The 15,725-nt window shown below is 67.6% G+C and carries 15 protein-coding genes; 6 read left to right on the top strand and 9 right to left on the bottom strand.

Going from position 1 to position 15,725, the window contains the following annotated elements:
• Nucleotides 1–25 precede the first annotated feature (25 nt).
• Genes QM693_RS03945 through QM693_RS03930 form a run of 4 tightly spaced genes read right to left on the bottom strand, consistent with a single transcriptional unit; the run spans nucleotide 26 to nucleotide 3,924 of the window.
• On the bottom strand, nucleotides 26–901 hold the full coding sequence (locus QM693_RS03945; protein WP_283330717.1) for an ABC transporter permease: 876 nt from the start codon (nucleotides 899–901) through the stop codon (nucleotides 26–28).
• On the bottom strand, nucleotides 894–1,730 hold the full coding sequence (locus QM693_RS03940; RefSeq protein WP_005244194.1) for an ABC transporter ATP-binding protein: 837 nt from the start codon (nucleotides 1,728–1,730) through the stop codon (nucleotides 894–896). The genes QM693_RS03945 and QM693_RS03940 overlap by 8 nt, the downstream gene beginning before the upstream one ends.
• Entirely contained in the window at nucleotides 1,727–2,815 is a 1,089-nt protein-coding gene (locus QM693_RS03935; RefSeq protein WP_280778641.1) for an ABC transporter substrate-binding protein, read from the bottom strand. The genes QM693_RS03940 and QM693_RS03935 overlap by 4 nt, the downstream gene beginning before the upstream one ends.
• A gap of 38 nt (nucleotides 2,816–2,853) precedes the next feature.
• Entirely contained in the window at nucleotides 2,854–3,924 is a 1,071-nt protein-coding gene (locus tag QM693_RS03930) for an ABC transporter substrate-binding protein (RefSeq protein ID WP_283330716.1), read from the bottom strand.
• A 280-nt stretch (nucleotides 3,925–4,204) separates the two neighbouring features.
• Here QM693_RS03930 and QM693_RS03925 point away from each other — a divergent pair, with 280 nt between their 5' ends.
• Entirely contained in the window at nucleotides 4,205–5,125 is a 921-nt protein-coding gene (locus tag QM693_RS03925; RefSeq protein ID WP_283351494.1) for a sigma-70 family RNA polymerase sigma factor, read from the top strand.
• Here the strand turns inward: QM693_RS03925 and QM693_RS03920 are convergent.
• The gene (locus QM693_RS03920) at nucleotides 5,100–5,699 is read right to left on the bottom strand and encodes a carboxymuconolactone decarboxylase family protein (protein WP_054247119.1); all 600 of its coding nucleotides are present in this window, start codon (nucleotides 5,697–5,699) and stop codon (nucleotides 5,100–5,102) included. The genes QM693_RS03925 and QM693_RS03920 overlap by 26 nt on opposite strands.
• 120 nt (nucleotides 5,700–5,819) lie before the next feature.
• On the opposite strand from QM693_RS03920, the gene QM693_RS03915 reads away from it, so the two are divergent.
• Together QM693_RS03915 and QM693_RS03910 are read left to right on the top strand one after the other, a co-directional pair.
• Nucleotides 5,820–7,007: a pyridoxal phosphate-dependent aminotransferase gene (locus tag QM693_RS03915; protein WP_054247104.1), complete on the top strand. Its 1,188-nt coding sequence runs from the start codon at nucleotides 5,820–5,822 to the stop codon at nucleotides 7,005–7,007.
• Entirely contained in the window at nucleotides 7,004–8,041 is a 1,038-nt protein-coding gene (locus tag QM693_RS03910; protein WP_283351493.1) for an AraC family transcriptional regulator, read from the top strand. Before QM693_RS03915 ends, QM693_RS03910 begins: the two co-directional genes overlap by 4 nt.
• 7 nt (nucleotides 8,042–8,048) lie before the next feature.
• Here the strand turns inward: QM693_RS03910 and QM693_RS03905 are convergent, their stop codons facing one another.
• The 3 genes from QM693_RS03905 to QM693_RS03895 all read right to left on the bottom strand — a co-directional run bounded on the left by QM693_RS03905 (nucleotide 8,049) and on the right by QM693_RS03895 (nucleotide 10,309).
• Complete coding sequence (locus QM693_RS03905) at nucleotides 8,049–8,474, bottom strand: VOC family protein (protein WP_280778644.1); 426 nt, start codon at nucleotides 8,472–8,474, stop codon at nucleotides 8,049–8,051.
• 63 nt (nucleotides 8,475–8,537) lie between these two features.
• Nucleotides 8,538–9,581, bottom strand: a complete 1,044-nt coding sequence (locus QM693_RS03900; protein WP_283351799.1) for a zinc-binding dehydrogenase — start codon at nucleotides 9,579–9,581, stop codon at nucleotides 8,538–8,540.
• Between the two features lie 80 nt (nucleotides 9,582–9,661).
• On the bottom strand, nucleotides 9,662–10,309 hold the full coding sequence (locus tag QM693_RS03895; RefSeq protein ID WP_283351492.1) for a LysE family translocator: 648 nt from the start codon (nucleotides 10,307–10,309) through the stop codon (nucleotides 9,662–9,664).
• A 145-nt stretch (nucleotides 10,310–10,454) separates the two neighbouring features.
• Here QM693_RS03895 and thpD point away from each other — a divergent pair, with 145 nt between their 5' ends.
• The 3 genes from thpD (at nucleotide 10,455) to QM693_RS03880 (ending at nucleotide 14,504) form a co-directional block, all read left to right on the top strand.
• Nucleotides 10,455–11,366: an ectoine hydroxylase gene (gene thpD / locus QM693_RS03890; protein WP_054247095.1), complete on the top strand. Its 912-nt coding sequence runs from the start codon at nucleotides 10,455–10,457 to the stop codon at nucleotides 11,364–11,366.
• Between the two features lie 169 nt (nucleotides 11,367–11,535).
• Complete coding sequence (locus QM693_RS03885) at nucleotides 11,536–13,686, top strand: MMPL family transporter (protein WP_283351491.1); 2,151 nt, start codon at nucleotides 11,536–11,538, stop codon at nucleotides 13,684–13,686.
• Between the two features lie 170 nt (nucleotides 13,687–13,856).
• Nucleotides 13,857–14,504, top strand: a complete 648-nt coding sequence (locus QM693_RS03880; protein WP_283351490.1) for an alpha-ketoglutarate-dependent dioxygenase AlkB — start codon at nucleotides 13,857–13,859, stop codon at nucleotides 14,502–14,504.
• Here QM693_RS03880 and QM693_RS03875 read toward each other — a convergent pair whose 3' ends face one another.
• On the bottom strand, nucleotides 14,505–15,593 hold the full coding sequence (locus QM693_RS03875) for a 3-deoxy-7-phosphoheptulonate synthase (protein ID WP_283351489.1): 1,089 nt from the start codon (nucleotides 15,591–15,593) through the stop codon (nucleotides 14,505–14,507). It abuts the gene before it with no gap.
• Nucleotides 15,594–15,725: the final 132 nt, after the last annotated feature.

Here is a 15,725-nt window from a genome sequence, read left to right as displayed (position 1 = left end):
GTGGAGTTTCTTTTCCGGTAAGTGACTAGACCCGCCAGCGGGACAGCCTGCGTTCGATCAGTACGAGAACGGCGTTGAGCGTCAGCCCGAGAACCGAGATGGCGACGATGCCCGCATACATGTTGGGGATCTGGAAGTTGAACTGGGAGGCCGTGATCAGGTAACCGAGGCCGGCCTTGGCCCCAACCATCTCGGCGGCGATCAGCACGAGGATCGACGACGCCGCCGCCATGCGGATGCCGGTGAAGATGGTGGGAACGGCGGCGGGAAGCACGACCTTCTGGAACAGGCGCACGGGCGACAGTCCCAGCGACGACGCCGACTTGATCAGCAACGGGTCGACGGTGCGCACACCGGAGATCGTGTTCAGCAGGATCGGGAAGGTGCACGCGTAGATCACCAGGGCGATCTTGGACTCCTCACCGATGCCGAGGATCAGGATGAAGACCGGGAGCAACGCCAGCGCCGCCGTGTTGCGGAACAGCTCCAGGATCGGGTTCAGGAAGTCCGACACCGGGCGGTACCAGGCGATCGCGATGCCCAGCGGGATCGCGATCACGACCGCCACGAAGAATCCGATCAGGGCGCGGGAGAGGCTGGCGGACACGTGCTGCCACAGCTCACCGCTCTGCACCAGGTCGAAGAACGCCTCGACCACCGTGGTGAACGGGGGCAAGAACACCTCGTCGACGAGACCGACCCGCGGAGCGATCTCCCACAGCGCCAGGAAGGCGACGATCGCGACGGACGGCTTGAGGATCCGCCAGGCGATCGGACGCAGTGCCGCGCCGGCACGCTGGACGGCACCCGGCTGCGGTGGGGTGGAAGCGGGCGACGGAGCCGACGTCCCGGGCCGATCGATTGCAACGGGAGCTTCCGGTGACGCGAGTGCGCTAGACATGTGCTTCCTCCTTCTCGATTACCTGTGCACGCTCCACTTCGCCGTGCAGCAGCGTCCAGATGCGGTGGCGGTAGTGCCGGAACTGCTCGTTGGACCGGACGTCCTCGCCGCTGCGGTCGATGTCGATGTCCACGAACGTCTTCACCCGGCCGGGCCGCGACGTCAGGACCGCGACCCGCTGCCCGAGGTAGATGGCCTCGTCGATGCCGTGCGTGATGAACAGGATGGTCTTGCCGGTGGCCTTCCAGATGCGCAGCAGTTCGTCCTGCAGCGACTCACGGGTCTGCGCGTCGAGCGCCGCGAACGGCTCGTCCATCAGCAGCACCTCGGGATCGAACGCGAGGCTGCGGGCGATCGCGACACGCTGCTTCATGCCGCCCGACAGCTCGTGCGGGTACCGGTCGCCGAAGCCCTTCAGACCGACGAGCTCGAGGTAGTGCTCGGCGAGTTCGCGCCGTTCCTTCTTGGGCAGTCCCTTGGCCTCGAGCCCGAACTCGATGTTGTGCCGGGCCGTCCGCCACGGCAGGAGTGCGTACTGCTGGAAGACGATTCCGCGGTCGAGACCGGGCCCGGTCACCGGCTGCCCGTCGAGCAGGATCCGACCCGACGTGGGGGTGCTGAGCCCGCCGAGCAGGTCGAGCAGCGTGGACTTTCCGCAACCACTCGGACCGACGAGGACGAGGAATTCGCCGTCCGCGAGATCGATGTCGATGTCCTCGATCGCGGTGAACTTGTCCTTGGACCCGCGCACGTCGAACTGCTTGGTGACGTGCTCGAGGCGGAGCTTGGGCGTCTGAACCCGATCGGGGTTCGAGGCGGTGGTGCTCATTTCTGTCCTTCCAGTACTTCTCCGTCGGGCCCGCTCTCGGGCTGGAACGTGCCGTTGGCGTACGGGTTGAATTCGTTGGTGTAGAGGTCGGTTGCGGTCAACTTGCCCTCGTCGAGCTCACCGTTGCGGACGAGCCAATCGACCCAGGTCTGCAGCTCCTTCTCCTGGATCACGGCCCCGGCGACGGGAATCCCGGAGCTGCGCCAGTAGCCGATGGCCTCGTCGCTCTCGTTGCGGCCACGCTTGTCGATGATGCTCTTGAACCGTGCGACGACCTCCTCACGCGGAGTGACCTGGGTCCATCGGATGGCCCGGGCCGTGCCCTGCACGAAGTCCGCGACGGCGTCCTTGTTCTTCGCCAGGAAGTCGTCGCGCACTACGTAGGTGCCGTAGCTGAAGGCGCCGAACAGATCCCGGTCCGTGAACAGCGGCCGGATGCCCCCACGCTCCTGGGCTGTTTCGCGGAAGATGTCGTTGATGGCAGCCACGTCGATCTGACCTTCGCGCAGGGCCGTTTCGTTGTTCACCGGCGGGACGACGGTCAGCTCCACCTGCTTGATCTCGTCCTGGGTCAACCCCTGCTGGGCCAGCCACTCCCGGACCAGGAACTCGTGGTGCGCACCGAGCGTGTTCATCCCGACCTTCTTGCCGATCAGGTCGCGCGCCGAGCGGATGGGGCTGCCGTCCAGCACGAAGTATCCCGTGTACTCACCGGCGTCCGCACCGTAGGAACTCAGCACCGACGTGATCGGTGCCCCCGCGGCATTGAGCTTGACGACGGCTCCGTTGAATGCCGAGCCGAACTCGATGTCGCCGGTGGCCGCCGACTGGATGTCCTGCGGGCCGCTGGTGGTGTCGCCGACCCATTCGAGCTTGATCTTGTCGTAATACCCCAGGTCCTCGGCGAGTTCGTGGAATCCCACGTCCCCGGCCCACCCCTGGTAGCGCAGGACCGTCTTCCCGTCCTCGGTGGTGGCAGTATCCGACGAGCCGGCGCACCCCGCCACTCCCGAGGCCAACGTGAACAGTGCTGCGGTCGCCGCGAGGGCGCGCACGGCGCCTCGCCGGAACCGGGAGTGGGACATCGACATCACTTTCTTCTCGTGGGGACCTGGGGTGGAGTTCACTTGGCGGCCAGCGCTTGTCCGTCAGGGCCGCTGTCGGCGGGGTACGTGCCGTTGGCGTACGGGTTGTACTCGTTGGTGTAGACGTCGGCGGGCGTGAGCTTGCCGTCCTCGAGTTCCCCGTTGCGGACGAGCCAGTCGATCCAGGTCTCGATCTCCTTGTCGGTGATCACGCCACCGGGACCCGCCACACCCGGCGACTTCCAGTAGTCCACGAGGTCGGTGGTCTCGTTGCGGCCCCGCTTGGTGATGATGTCCTTGTACTTCGCGATCACGTCGTCGCGCGGAGTCGTCTGGGTCCAGCGGATCGCGCGGGCCGTGCCCTGCACGAAGTCAGCGACGGCGTCCTTGTTCTTCGCGATGAAGTCATTGCGGAACAGCAGCGATCCGTAGGTGAAGGAACCGAAGATGGACTCGTCGGTGAACAGCGGGCGGATGCCGCCGCGTTCGACTGCCTTGTCGCGGAACACGCTCCCGAGCGTGCCGACGTCGATCTGACCCTGCCGCAGCGCCTGTTCGGTGTTCACCGGCGGCACCACGGTCAGCTCGACCTGCTTGATCTCGTCCGGGGTCAGCCCCTCCCGCGCCAGCCACTCACGCACGAGGAACTCGTGGTGTGCGCCGAGCGTGTTCATGCCGACCTTCTTGCCGATCAGGTCACGTGCCGACGTGATCGGGCTTCCGTCGAGCACGTAGTACCCGTTGAACGTCTCCTTGTCGGAGCCGTAGTAGCCGATGACGGACGTGATCGGCGAGTCGGCCGCGGCCAGCTTCAGCACCGCACCGTTGAACGCGCCACCGAAGTCGGTCTGCCCGGTGGCGGCATTCTGAATGCTCTGCGGCCCACTCGTGGTGTCGCCGATCCAGTTCAGTTCGACCTTCTGGTAGTAGCCCAGGTCGGCCGCGAGCTCCGGGAACGAGACCTGTCCCGTGGTCCCCTCGTAGCGAAGTACCGTCTTCCCGTCGGCTGTCGTGGTCGTCTCCGAACTGGAGCACGCGACAGCAAGGCTGGTGAATGTGAGAAGGGCGGCCGCTGCGGCCAGAGTCCGCGCGAAACGTGGACGAATCATCGAAGGTCTTCCTAGTGTGTGTTGCCCGCGCACGACGAAGCGGCGGGTCGTGCGAGCGCACTCCCGAACTCCGCCCGGCGGTCGCCGGACGGGTGAGCAGGACGTGCAGAAGAAAAAGGGGTGCGAAAAAGCCAGGTCAGCTACGACAGCCGAAACACTGGAACATGGCAGACTCCCTGGAGGTGGTGTGGTCGCCACACCATACGTCCGGACCCACCACCAGGGTCAACGGTTACGCACACGACGGATTTTATGTCTGGACCGCACGTAGGATATCGGCATGCCCACTGCCACGCTGGTAGACGAATTCGAGTCCCACCGGCCGCATCTGCTCTCCGTAGCGTACCGGCTGACGGGAAGCGTCAGCGACGCGGAGGACGCCGTGCAGGAGTCCTGGCTACGACTCGACGACGCGGACGCCGAGAACATCCGCGACCTCCGGCCGTGGCTCACGACGGTGGTCGGGCGGATCTGCCTCGACCGGTTGCGGTCGGCGGCGGTGCGGAGGGAACAGTATGTCGGCCAATGGCTTCCGGAACCCATCGTCACCGGACTGTCGCCGTCGGCCGAGCCGGACCCGCTGGAAGCGGTCGTCCGGGACGAGGACAACCGCCTCGCCGCGCTGATCGTGCTCGACACGCTCACCCCTGCACAACGGGTCGCGTTCGTGCTGCACGACGGTTTCGGGGTCCCGTTCGACGAGGTTGCCGGGATTCTCGGCATCGAGACGCCCGCGGCGCGTCAGCTCGCGTCGCGGGCCCGCAAGGCCGCTGCCGCAACCACACCCGCCGTTCCCGACGACGAGCATGCCGTCGCCGTGCAGCGACTGCTCGAAGCACTCGCCGCCGGCGACCTCGACGCGGTGATCGCGGCGCTGCACCCGGACGCCCTCGTCATCGGCGACGCCAACGGCACCACGAGCACCGCCGTCAACGTCATCCACGGCGCGGACAAGTTCGCCCGCTTCTTCCTCGGCCTCATCAAGCGGTACGGGCCGGCGGTGTTCACCGTCATGCAGCCGGTCCTGGTCAACGGCCAGCTGGGCTTCTTCAGTGCCGCACTCACCGGCGACGATGCCCACCGCAGCTCGCCGCCGCGAGTGGGTGGGTTCACCGTCCGGGACGGACTCGTCTACGCGGCGTACGACATCGCCAATCCGGAGAAGTTCGGCGGGATCAGGCTGCCGGACCATTCTTCGTGACCGCCGCATCGTCGGCCCACGGCACCCGGCACGAATCGGTGCCGAAACCCTGTTCCGTGATGCCCAGCGCCGAGTACATCCGGGCGCGCATGTTCTCGATGCCGATCTGGTAGGACAGTTCGACGACACCGGCCCGGCCGAACCGGCGCTCGAGGTCCGCCACCTGTTCGTCGGTGACCGTGGTGGGCGTCGCCGTCATCGCGTCGGCGTATGCGATGGCCGCGCGCTCGTCCTCGCTGTACGCGGGCGAGTCGGCGTAGTCGGCGATGTGCTGGAGCCGCTCCACGTCCAGGCCGTCGAGGCGTTGCAGCATCGTGCCGAAGTCCACGCACCACGAGCAGCCGATCGTCCACGCCACGCGGTAGACGGCGATCTCCCGCACGTTCGCGGGAAGCACGGTCGACGCCTTCTGCACCGCCAGCTCGTGCCGGGCCGACGCGACGAACAGCTTGCGGTGATGGGCGAGCACGGTGAACGGTTCGGGTACCTCGTCGAACTTGTGGGCAGCATATTTGTAGGCGACCTTCACCAGCGGGCTCGCGTCCGCCGGGGCCACTGCGGGAATGCGGGGCATTGCGTCCTCCATCGTCACCGGGCGCCCTTCGCGCGCCGTCTACAGAGAAGACGAGACAGCCCTGCAGAACGTGACGCGGCCGTGTGCAACCCTCGCCGTCACACCGACTACGCTGCAGTAATGCCCGCAACGCCGCGCAACCGCACCGTCCAGCGCTTGCAGCCGTTCGCGTCCACCATCTTTGCCGAGATGACCGCGCTCGCCGTGCGCCACGACGCCATCAACCTCGGTCAGGGTTTCCCCGACACCGACGGTCCCGCGTCCATGCTCGACGCCGCGCGCCGAGCCATCGCGGACGGGCTCAACCAGTACCCGCCCGGCCCCGGCATGCCCGTGCTCCGCCAGGCGGTCGCGGCCGACCGCCTGGCCCGGTACGGGCTCGACCACGACCCCGACTCGGAGGTGCTCGTCACCGTCGGCGCCACCGAGGCCATCAGCGCCGCCATTCTGGGGCTGGTCGAACCGGGTGAGGAAGTGGTGCTGATCGAGCCGTACTACGACTCCTACGCGGCGTCTGTCGCGCTGGCGGGGGCGGTACGCCGCAGTGTGCCGCTCGCCCGCTCCGGCACGAAGTTCGTCGTCGACCTCGACGCTCTGCGGGCCGCGATCACGCCGAAGACCCGGATGCTGGTGATCAACACCCCGCACAATCCGACCGGCACCGTGTTCACCCCGGAGGAGATCGCCGCCGTCGCGGAGCTGGCGTGCGAGCACGACCTGCTGGTTCTCAGCGACGAGGTGTACGAGCACCTGGTGTTCGACGGCCGGACGCACACCGCCCTGGCCACTCTGCCGGGAATGTACGAACGGACCGTCTCGGTGTCGAGCGCCGCCAAGACGTTCAACGTCACCGGCTGGAAGATAGGCTGGGCGTGCGGTCCGGCGGAACTGATCGACGCCGTCCGGACCGCGAAGCAGTACATGTCGTTCGTCGGCGGCGGACCGTTCCAGCCCGCGGTGGCGCATGCGCTGAGCCACGAGCAGCAGTGGGTGAAAGAGCTGCGGGACAGTCTCCAGGCCAAGCGGGACGTGCTGTACGACGCGCTCGTCGCGTCCGGTCTGGAGGTCCATTCGGGTGGCGGCACGTACTACCTGTGCGCCGACATCACCGCGATCGGTGAACGCGACGGCATCGACTTCTGCCGCAGGCTCCCGGAGCGAATCGGCGTGGCCGCGGTGCCGGTCAGTGTGTTCACCGACCATCCGCAGCCGTGGAACCCGCTGGTGCGGTTCGCGTTCTGCAAGCAGGATCACGTGCTCGAGGAGGCGGCGCGGCGGCTCCGGACCCTCGGGGAGCCCGGATCGTGACTGCCCGCACCATCCCCGCCGACTTCGTGCGGCGGTCGCTCGAACTGTCGGCGCGCAGTGGGGTCGATCTCTCCCCCGCGCTGTCGGCGGCGGGAATCACGACGGCGTCGCTGGAGGATCCGCTGGCCCGGTTGACGCCGACCCAGGTCACCGCGTTCACCCAGGCGGTCTGGCAGATCACGGGCGACGAATTGTTCGGGCTTGGCCCGGCCCCGGTCCCCCGCGGCACGTTTCGGCTCGTCTGCCTCGCCCTGATCCACACCGCGGACCTGTCCGCCGCCCTCGAGCGGATGGCCGACATCCTGCGCGCCCTGCCGTCACTGCCCGCGCTGCACATCGGTCCCGGTATCAACGGCGGAACCCGGATGACCATCGACATCCGCCCGGCCGCGGCCGAACGGTCCACCGAGGACGTGCAGTCGTCGCTCGAGGCCACGCGGGTCACCACCGATTTCCTGCTGATCCTGCTCCACCGTTTCGCGGCGTGGCTCGTGGGCAAGAGGGTCCGGTTGCTGGCGGTGGAACTGCCGTATCCGGCGCCGCTGCCGCAGCTCGCCGAGAACTACGATCACATCTTCGGCGTCCCCGTGACTTTCGATTCCGACATTCCCGCAATCGAATTCGACAACGCGGTCATGCGGGCGCCCATCATCCAGACCGAGGAGACGCTCGAGGACTACCTCCGAGAGTCACCGACGCTGCTGATGTCGGAGCGTGACTACGACAGCACGGCGTCGGCGCAGGTGCGCCGGGTCCTCGAGCTGGGCATGAAAGGCCGGACGTCGACGGCCGAGGACATCGCGGAGATGCTGTCGATCAGCGTCCCCCACCTGCGCCGCCTGCTCCGGCAGGAGGGGACGTCGTTGAATCAGCTGCGCGAGGAAGTGCTCCGCGACGCCGCCGTGGCCGGGCTCCGACGCGGCGAGACCGTGGAGGACCTGTCGGCGCGGCTCGGCTTCTCCGAGCCCAGTGCGTTCCGTCGCGCCTTCAAACGCTGGACCGGCAGCACCCCGAGTTCCTACCGCGGAGCGTGACAGCGCGTCAGCTGACGCAGAACTCGTTGCCCTCGGGGTCTGCCATCGTGACCCACTCGCTCGGCCCCTGCCGGCCGCGGTGGAGCACGGTGGCGCCGGACTGCTCCAGCTTCTCGGCCACCTCGTAACGGGCGTCCCCGACCCTGATGTCCAGGTGGAGCCGGTTCTTCACCGTCTTCCGTTCGGGAACCAGCTGGAACAGCACACGCGGGCGCTCCGGGTGCTCCGGATCGCGGATCGCCTGACCCTCCCGCCAGACGAGGACACCCTCGAACTCCATGGTGTCGGACTCCTGCGCGTGGCCGGCCTCGACGAGCCCGCGGATGAACTCCTCGTTGCTCGGCTCCACCTCCCAGCCGAGCGCCTGCGCCCACCATTTGGCCAGGGTATGCGGGTTCTCCGAGTCCACTGTGACTTGAAATTCATATCCCATGGCCCGACGGTACAGCGGGGCACCGACAGGTCCCGGCCAGCCGAATCCCGGCACCTGCCGGTCTCAGGGTTTGACGAGGATCCGGATGGGATCACCCTCGTGGTTCGCGAGTTTCTCGATGCCCTTCGCGACGTCCTCGAGCGGGACGATCTCGCTGATCGACCGCGACAGGTCGAGCCGGCCACGGGACACCAGTTCGGCGAGGGTTTCGATGTCCACGTTCTTGTAGCCGAGGTGGCCGAGCACCTGCTTCTGGGACAGCCCGAACTGTGCGGTCGTTCCCACCGATGCCTCCTGCGCGCTCAGCCCGACCGCGACGAGTCGGCCACCCACCGTCAGGCAGTCGAGTGCCTGCTCGAATGTCACTTTCAGTCCGGCCGCGTCGAACGCGACGTCGAGCATCCGGCCGCCCGTCGCCTCGGCGACCTTCTCCTTCAGGTTCTCGTCCCGGGAGTCGAACGCGTAATCGGCCCCGAGCTCCAGGGCACGTTCCCGCACAGCGGGATTGATGTCGAACGCGATCACCGGGACAGCGCCGACCAGACGTGCCAGCTGCACGATGTGGGTGCCGACTCCGCCCACACCCCACACCCCGACGGTCTCCCCGACCACCACCTTGCCGGTGCGCACGACCGCGCCGAACGGCGTCGACACCGCGTCGGCGAGGATGGCCGCCTGTTCGAAAGGAACGTTGTCCGGGATACGGGTCAGGCCCCCGGCCTGCGCCACCGTGTACTCGGCCCACGCGCCGTCGTAGGCGAACGCCATGAGCTGGATGTTCAGGCAGTTCGTGAGGTCCCCGCGGCGGCAGTTTCGGCACCCGAAGCAGGGCCTGCCCGCGGACGGCACGACGCGGTCTCCCTCGGACCAGCCGGATACTCCGGCACCGAGTTTCGCAATGGTGCCCGACGCTTCGTGCCCCTGGGTCACCTCGGGCAGCAGCGCGGGGAACGTGCCGTCGATCAGACTCAGGTCGGAATGGCAGATGCCGCAGAACTCCACTTTGACGAGCACTTCACCGGGACCGGGCTTCGGGATCGGAACATCCTCCACAGCAATTGTTTTCGTGTCCGCATGGAATCGCTGCGCCCGCATGGTCCCGGTCATCTCTCGCCCCTTCGTCGTCATCGCTTCCGACGGTACCCGCGAAACATGCTCAGGTGTGCATGATTCAGGCCACTGCCGATTCAGATCGTCGCGGGCCGCGTCCGGTCGAGGGCGAGGTGAACGGCGAGGCCGCCGAGGACGCTTCCCATCACGAACTTCTGCACACGCAGCCACACCGGGCGTCCGGACAGGAACGCCGCGAGAGTTCCTGCGACGCAGACGATCAACGCGTTCACGGTGAGCGCCACCACGATCTGGACACTGCCCAGCAGCAGGCTCTGCAACCACACGGGCCCGGCGCCGGGGTGGACGAACTGCGGGATCAGCGCCAGGTACATCACCGCGATCTTCGGATTGAGCAGGTTGGTCGTGAGTCCCATCAGGAACAGCCGGGCGGACGAATCCCGGGGCAGCGCCCGGGACGGAGCGAACGGCGTGTGCCCGCCGGGCCGCAACGCCTTCCAGGCCAGCCAGCCCAGATAGCACGCGCCCGCCAGCTTCAGCGCGGTGTAGGCCTGCGGGACGGCGGAGAACACCGCCGAAATGCCCAGTGTCGCAGCAGCCAGATAGCACAGGAATCCGAGAGCGACACCGGCCAGCGAGACCAGTCCCGCCGCCCGGCCCTGAGTGATGCTGCGCGAGACCAGATACACCATGTTGGGTCCCGGTGTGAGAACCATGCCGAGGGCGATCGCCGCCACTCCGAGTACCGCCGCCGAATCGATCATGCCCGTGACGATCCCACCGCGGCGCCGCGCCGTCGCGGTCCAGTACGGCCTCGGTGGACCTGTGTCCGGGTTGCATTCGTCGACGACCAGTGGGAACGTCGGAAGAGTAAAGCGTTGTCCAATCCGAAAGGGTGAAACACGAGTTATGCGTACGGCCGTAGCCGACAACTACCCCACGAGGGACCGCAACGAGTGCACGATGACCGTCCGCCAGGACCCGGTCACCTGGTCGGACGGGAAACGGGGTGATACCCGCTCCGGTCCGCTCACCGCGAATCAGATTGCCGTCTACGACGCACGCGGGTATCACTCCGCCGAGTCGATCATCCCACCACGCGACGTGTTCAACCTGGTCGACGAGATGACCCGCCTCGCCGAGACCGACACGCTGCGCGGCGACGACCGCGTCGTACGGGAGAACGGCGACGGCGCCGTCCGTTCCGTGTTCGACGTCCACCGCCTCAGCGACGTCGTCGACGAGATCATCCGCCGCCCCGAGGTGGTGGGTATCGCCCGGCAGATCCTCGGTTCGGACGTCTACGTCCACCAGTCGCGACTCAATTTCAAGCCCGGTTTCACCGGCGGCCCGTTCTACTGGCACTCCGACTTCGAGACCTGGCACGCCGAGGACGGCATGCCCACTCCTCGCGCCGCGAGTATCTCGATCGCGCTCACCGAGAACTACGGGCACAACGGCGGGCTGATGATCATGCCCGGATCGCACCGCGCGTTCGTCTCCTGCGCCGGCGAGACCCCCGAGGACTACTACAAGGAATCGCTGGTCAGCTACGTTCCCCCCACCGGGTCGCCCGATCAGCCGACGCTCACCCGGATGGCGAACGAGTACGGCATCGACATGATGACCGGACCGGCCGGCTCCGCCACCGTGTTCGATTCCAACTGCATGCACGGGTCGAACGGCAACATCACGCCGTTCGCGCGGTCCAACCTCTTCATCGTGTTCAACAGTGTCGAGAACACCCTGACGGATCCGTTCTCGGCGCCCGCGCCGCGCCCCGACTACCTCGGCAGCCGGGATTTCACCCCCTTGCGGTAACGAGCACCATGACGTACCGCGGCCCCGCTCCCTGATGTCGGAGCGGGGCCGCGGTCGGTCGATGCCGTGAAACCCATAGCCTTCGCGCCGCCCTGCATGCGACGATGGCTTGGCACGGTTCGACCGCCCGGCCGGGCGCCGGCCGAACCTTCATCTCCCGGAACGGGGAATGATGTTTGCCTACATCGCGCGCACCGTCGTCGCACACCCGTGGCAGGTCATCGCGACCTGGGTAGTCGCCGCAATAGCCGTCATCCTGTTCGCACCGAGTCTCGACGACTACACCACCGGTAACCAGCAGACGTTCCTGCCCAGCACTTTCGAGTCCTCCGAGGCGCAGGCCGTCGGCAACGAATACTTCCCGAGCCTGTCCGGTGCCACCGGCAGCCTGGTGGTGGTCCGTGCAGACGCCGCCCCGCTGACACCCGCCGACCAGCAGACGGCACTGAATCTCGCGACCTCGCTGCAGAATTCGGCGATCCCAGGAGTGGTGAGCGTGCAAGGGTCGCCTGCGTCGCTGTCCGCCGACGGGAAGGCTGCCGCACTGCAGGTGGTGTTCGACGGACAACCCGGCGACGACCAGGTCAACGATGCCGTGCCGGTCATCCGGGGCGACGCAGAGCAGCAACTGAACGGCACCGGCCTCGTGAGCGGGCTGACCGGGAACGCGGCCATTCAGGTCGACACCACAGCCGCCTACGACAACGCCGACAAGGTCATCACGATCGCCACGGTGATCGTCATCCTCGCCCTGCTCGGCCTGATCTTCCGCAGCCCCGTCATCGCCGCCCTGCCGGTTCTCGTGATCGGCGTGGTGCTGTCGGTGGTCACCGGACTGACCGCCGTGCTCGCCGATCTGTTCGACTTCCAGGTCAGCACGTCGCTGCAATCCATCCTCGTGGTCGTCCTCTTCGGTGTCGGCACCGACTACATCGTCTTCCTGTTGTTCCGCTATCGCGAACGCCTCCGGCAGCAGGCCGCGGCTGGGTCCACCACCGACATGCATCGAGAAGCCCTCGTGTTCTCCACCGACGTCGTCGGGCGCGTCGTGGCGTCGTCGGCGCTCACGGTCATCGTCGCTTTCGCCGCCCTGCTGCTGGCGAAACTCGGCTCGCTCACCACGCTCGCGCCGGGACTCATCGTCGCCGTGGCCCTCATGCTGGTGACGGCGTTGACGCTCATCCCCGCCGTGTTCACCGTGCTGGGACGCCACCTGTTCTGGCCGCTCGGACCGGGGCACGACAGCCCTCACACCCCGTTCGCGTCGATCGGCGCCGCGATCGGGCACCGCCCAGCCGTGTTCGCCATCGCGATCGGCGTCGTGTTGATCGCGCTCGCCTCCTTCGCGTCCGGCTACAAGTCGACGTACAACACGCTGGGGGAACTGCCCTCCGACACGCCGTCACAGCAGGCCTTCGACACCCTCGATCAATCCTTCCCCGCGGGTGCGCTGAGCCCGACCCAGGTGTACGTCGTGGCTCCCGGGCCGCTCGATCCCGCGTCGCTGACCCCGCTCGTCACCGCTCTGACACAGGTGCCGGGCGTGTCCTCGGTCGCCCCGCCGCGACCCAGTCAGGACGGTCGCGCCGCGCTCGTCAACGTCGTACTCGCCGACGACCCGTACTCGAACGCGTCCCTCGACCTCGTCGAGGGACCGATCCGCGACGCCGCCCACGGCGCGGTCCCCGGTTCGGAAGTCGTTGTGGGAGGGCAGACGTCCACGTTCGTCGACGTCCGCGCGCAACTCGCGGCGGATACGCGCCTCGTGTTCCCCGTCGCCGCAGTCGCGATCGCGCTGATTCTCGCCCTGCTGCTGCTCGCCGTGCTGGCCCCGCTCAACCTGCTGGTGTGCGTGGCACTCACGTTCGTCGCCACCCTCGGCGCCGTGGTGTTCCTGTTCCTGCACGGCCTCGGCTACGACGGGATCGACTTCTCGATTCCGATCGTGCTCTACCTGTTCGTCGTCGCTATCGGCACCGACTACAACATCCTGCTGGCCTCGCGACTGCGCGAGGAATTCCGCAACGGGTACACCCCGCGTGAGTCCGCGCGGATCGCCGTCTCCAACGACGCCCCCACCGTCGCCGCCGCCGGTCTGATCCTGGCACTGACCTTCGCTTCCCTCACCCTCACCGGACTGGCCAACCTCGCCGAACTCGGCTTCGGCGTCGCGATCGGCGTCGCCATCGCCGCCTTCGCGATGGCCCCGATGCTGGTACCGAGCCTGTCGGCACTCGAACGTCGCGCCTTCTGGTGGCCGAGCAGGCAGAAGACGACCGTCGACACCGGCGACGACCGCGAGCCGGCGGTGCCGCGGTAACAACCGCCGCCGTTCCCCGGGCTTCCGTGCAGACGCACCACTTCTTCGCAGCCGCACCCCTACCAGGGCCCGAAAAGTAGTGCGCGAACCAAGAAGGGGTGCGTCTGAGCGGCTACTGCTGCCTCACGAACAATGTGAACATACGTTCGAACATCGGGTAGCATGGCGGCATGACTTCCGCGGATGCGCGGTATGCGCTCCAGGCTTCACTGTTCGACGACGCGTCGTTCGGTGTCGAGCTGGGCGCGCTCGGGTCGACGGTGCAGCGTCGCACGCTCACGGCGGGAGCGTGGGTCGACGTGCGGCCGGGGTGGCTGACCGGTTCCGACGAGCTGTTCACCACGCTCGCGGAGACGGTGCCGTGGAAGGCGGAGCGGCGCCAGATGTACGACCGGGTGGTCGACGTCCCGCGCCTCGTCCGGTTCTACCCGGAGAGTGAGCCGCTCCCCGACCCGCTGCTGGTCGCGGCACGCGACGCCCTGAGCAGGCACTACCTACCCGAATTGGGCGAGAAGTTCGCCACCTCCGGACTCTGCTTCTACCGCGACGGCTCCGACAGCGTCGCCTGGCACGGCGACGACACCGGCCGGAGCCGCACCGAAGACACCATGGTCGCGATCCTCTCGCTCGGCGCCGCGCGTCCGCTGCTGCTGCGTCCGCGCGGCGGCGGGCACTCGATCCGGTACTCGCTCGGCCACGGTGACCTGCTGGTGATGGGTGGTTCCTGCCAGCGCACCTGGGAGCATTGCGTACCGAAGAGCACCCGCCCGCTCGGACCGCGGATCAGCGTGCAGTTCCGCACGAGAGGCGTGCGGTGATCACTTCCGACGTGCGGCCACTGCCTGCGCGAGACGGTCCAGCTGCGCCGCCGTCGTGTTCCAGTCGATGCACGCGTCGGTGATGGACTGGCCGTACGTGAGGTCCTCGGCCTTCCCGAGGGTGAGGTCCTGACGACCGGCTTCGATGAAGCTCTCCACCATCACACCGACGATCCCCTTCTCGCCCTCCTCGAGCCGGGCCGCAATGTCGTTCAGCACGTCGACCTGCTTTTCGTGGTTCTTGCTGCTGTTGCCGTGGCTGGCGTCGATGACGACCCGCTCCGGCAGACCGCCCTTGCGCAGCCGGGCGAGCGTGTCCGCCACCGTCTCCGCGTCGTAGTTCGGTCCGTCGCTGCCGCCGCGGAGGATGACGTGGCAGTCGGGGTTGCCGACCGTGCGGATCAGCGCGGCCTGCCCGTCGAGGTCGGTGCCGGGGAACACGTGGCTCGCCGCGGCGGCGCGGGTGCCGTCGACCGCCACCTGCACGTCGCCCTCCGTCGAGTTCTTGATCCCGACGGGCATCGACAGCGCGCTGCACAGCTGGCGGTGCACCTGGCTGGCGGCGGTGCGGGCACCGATCGCGCCGTACGTGACGAGGTCCGCGATGTACTGCGGCATGATCGGGTCGAGGAACTCGCAGCCGACCGGCAGGCCGAGCGAGGACACGTCGAGCAGCAGCTTGCGGCCCATGCGGATCCCGGTGTCGATGTCGAACGTGCCGTCCAGGTGCGGGTCGTTCAGCAGACCCTTCCAGCCGAGCGTGGTGCGCGGCTTCTCGAAGTAGACCCGCATGACGATGTGCAGGTCGTCGCGCAATTCCTCGGCCTTCGCGGCGAGCCGGCGGGCGTAGTCCATGGCGGCGTCCGGATCGTGCACCGAGCACGGGCCCACCACGACGAGCAGTCGATCATCGTCGCCGTTCAGCACGTTCACCGTGTCGGCGCGGCCGGAGCGGACGGCCGCGGACGCGACGTCGTCGGGGGCGTATTCGCGGCGCACGACCGACGGGGCCACCAGCGGACTGATGCTGGCGGTGCGCTGGTCGTCCAGCCGATCACTGCTGGTAGTGGTGTCGAGAGTGACAGTCATGGGTTCGGGTTCCTGTTCTCAGGCCGGCCCTCGAAGACTGTGGAGATTCCCGCGAGCCGGTCTGTAATCCGGCTCTGGGGTGGAAGAAGTCAGCGCGTGGTTACGCCGACCGGCCCACCCGGGGCCGGCCTG

The organism is Rhodococcus sp. IEGM 1305 (assembly GCF_030058635.1).
Classification (GTDB): Bacteria; Actinomycetota; Actinomycetes; order Mycobacteriales; family Mycobacteriaceae; genus Rhodococcus_F; species Rhodococcus_F opacus_D.
Note: the sequence above shows the minus strand (reverse complement) of the source record. Positions and strands in the feature narration are given on the sequence as shown.

Coding starts and splice junctions, on each gene's coding strand:
- QM693_RS03945 (WP_283330717.1), bottom strand. CDS start 901: ATGTCTAGCGCACTCGCGTCACCGGAAGCTCCCGTTGCAATCGATCGG.
- QM693_RS03940 (WP_005244194.1), bottom strand. CDS start 1,730: ATGAGCACCACCGCCTCGAACCCCGATCGGGTTCAGACGCCCAAGCTC.
- QM693_RS03935 (WP_280778641.1), bottom strand. CDS start 2,815: ATGTCCCACTCCCGGTTCCGGCGAGGCGCCGTGCGCGCCCTCGCGGCG.
- QM693_RS03930 (WP_283330716.1), bottom strand. CDS start 3,924: ATGATTCGTCCACGTTTCGCGCGGACTCTGGCCGCAGCGGCCGCCCTT.
- QM693_RS03925 (WP_283351494.1), top strand. CDS start 4,205: ATGCCCACTGCCACGCTGGTAGACGAATTCGAGTCCCACCGGCCGCAT.
- QM693_RS03920 (WP_054247119.1), bottom strand. CDS start 5,699: ATGCCCCGCATTCCCGCAGTGGCCCCGGCGGACGCGAGCCCGCTGGTG.
- QM693_RS03915 (WP_054247104.1), top strand. CDS start 5,820: ATGCCCGCAACGCCGCGCAACCGCACCGTCCAGCGCTTGCAGCCGTTC.
- QM693_RS03905 (WP_280778644.1), bottom strand. CDS start 8,474: ATGGGATATGAATTTCAAGTCACAGTGGACTCGGAGAACCCGCATACC.
- QM693_RS03900 (WP_283351799.1), bottom strand. CDS start 9,581: ATGACCGGGACCATGCGGGCGCAGCGATTCCATGCGGACACGAAAACA.
- QM693_RS03895 (WP_283351492.1), bottom strand. CDS start 10,309: ATGATCGATTCGGCGGCGGTACTCGGAGTGGCGGCGATCGCCCTCGGC.
- thpD (WP_054247095.1), top strand. CDS start 10,455: ATGCGTACGGCCGTAGCCGACAACTACCCCACGAGGGACCGCAACGAG.
- QM693_RS03885 (WP_283351491.1), top strand. CDS start 11,536: ATGATGTTTGCCTACATCGCGCGCACCGTCGTCGCACACCCGTGGCAG.
- QM693_RS03880 (WP_283351490.1), top strand. CDS start 13,857: ATGACTTCCGCGGATGCGCGGTATGCGCTCCAGGCTTCACTGTTCGAC.
- QM693_RS03875 (WP_283351489.1), bottom strand. CDS start 15,593: ATGACTGTCACTCTCGACACCACTACCAGCAGTGATCGGCTGGACGAC.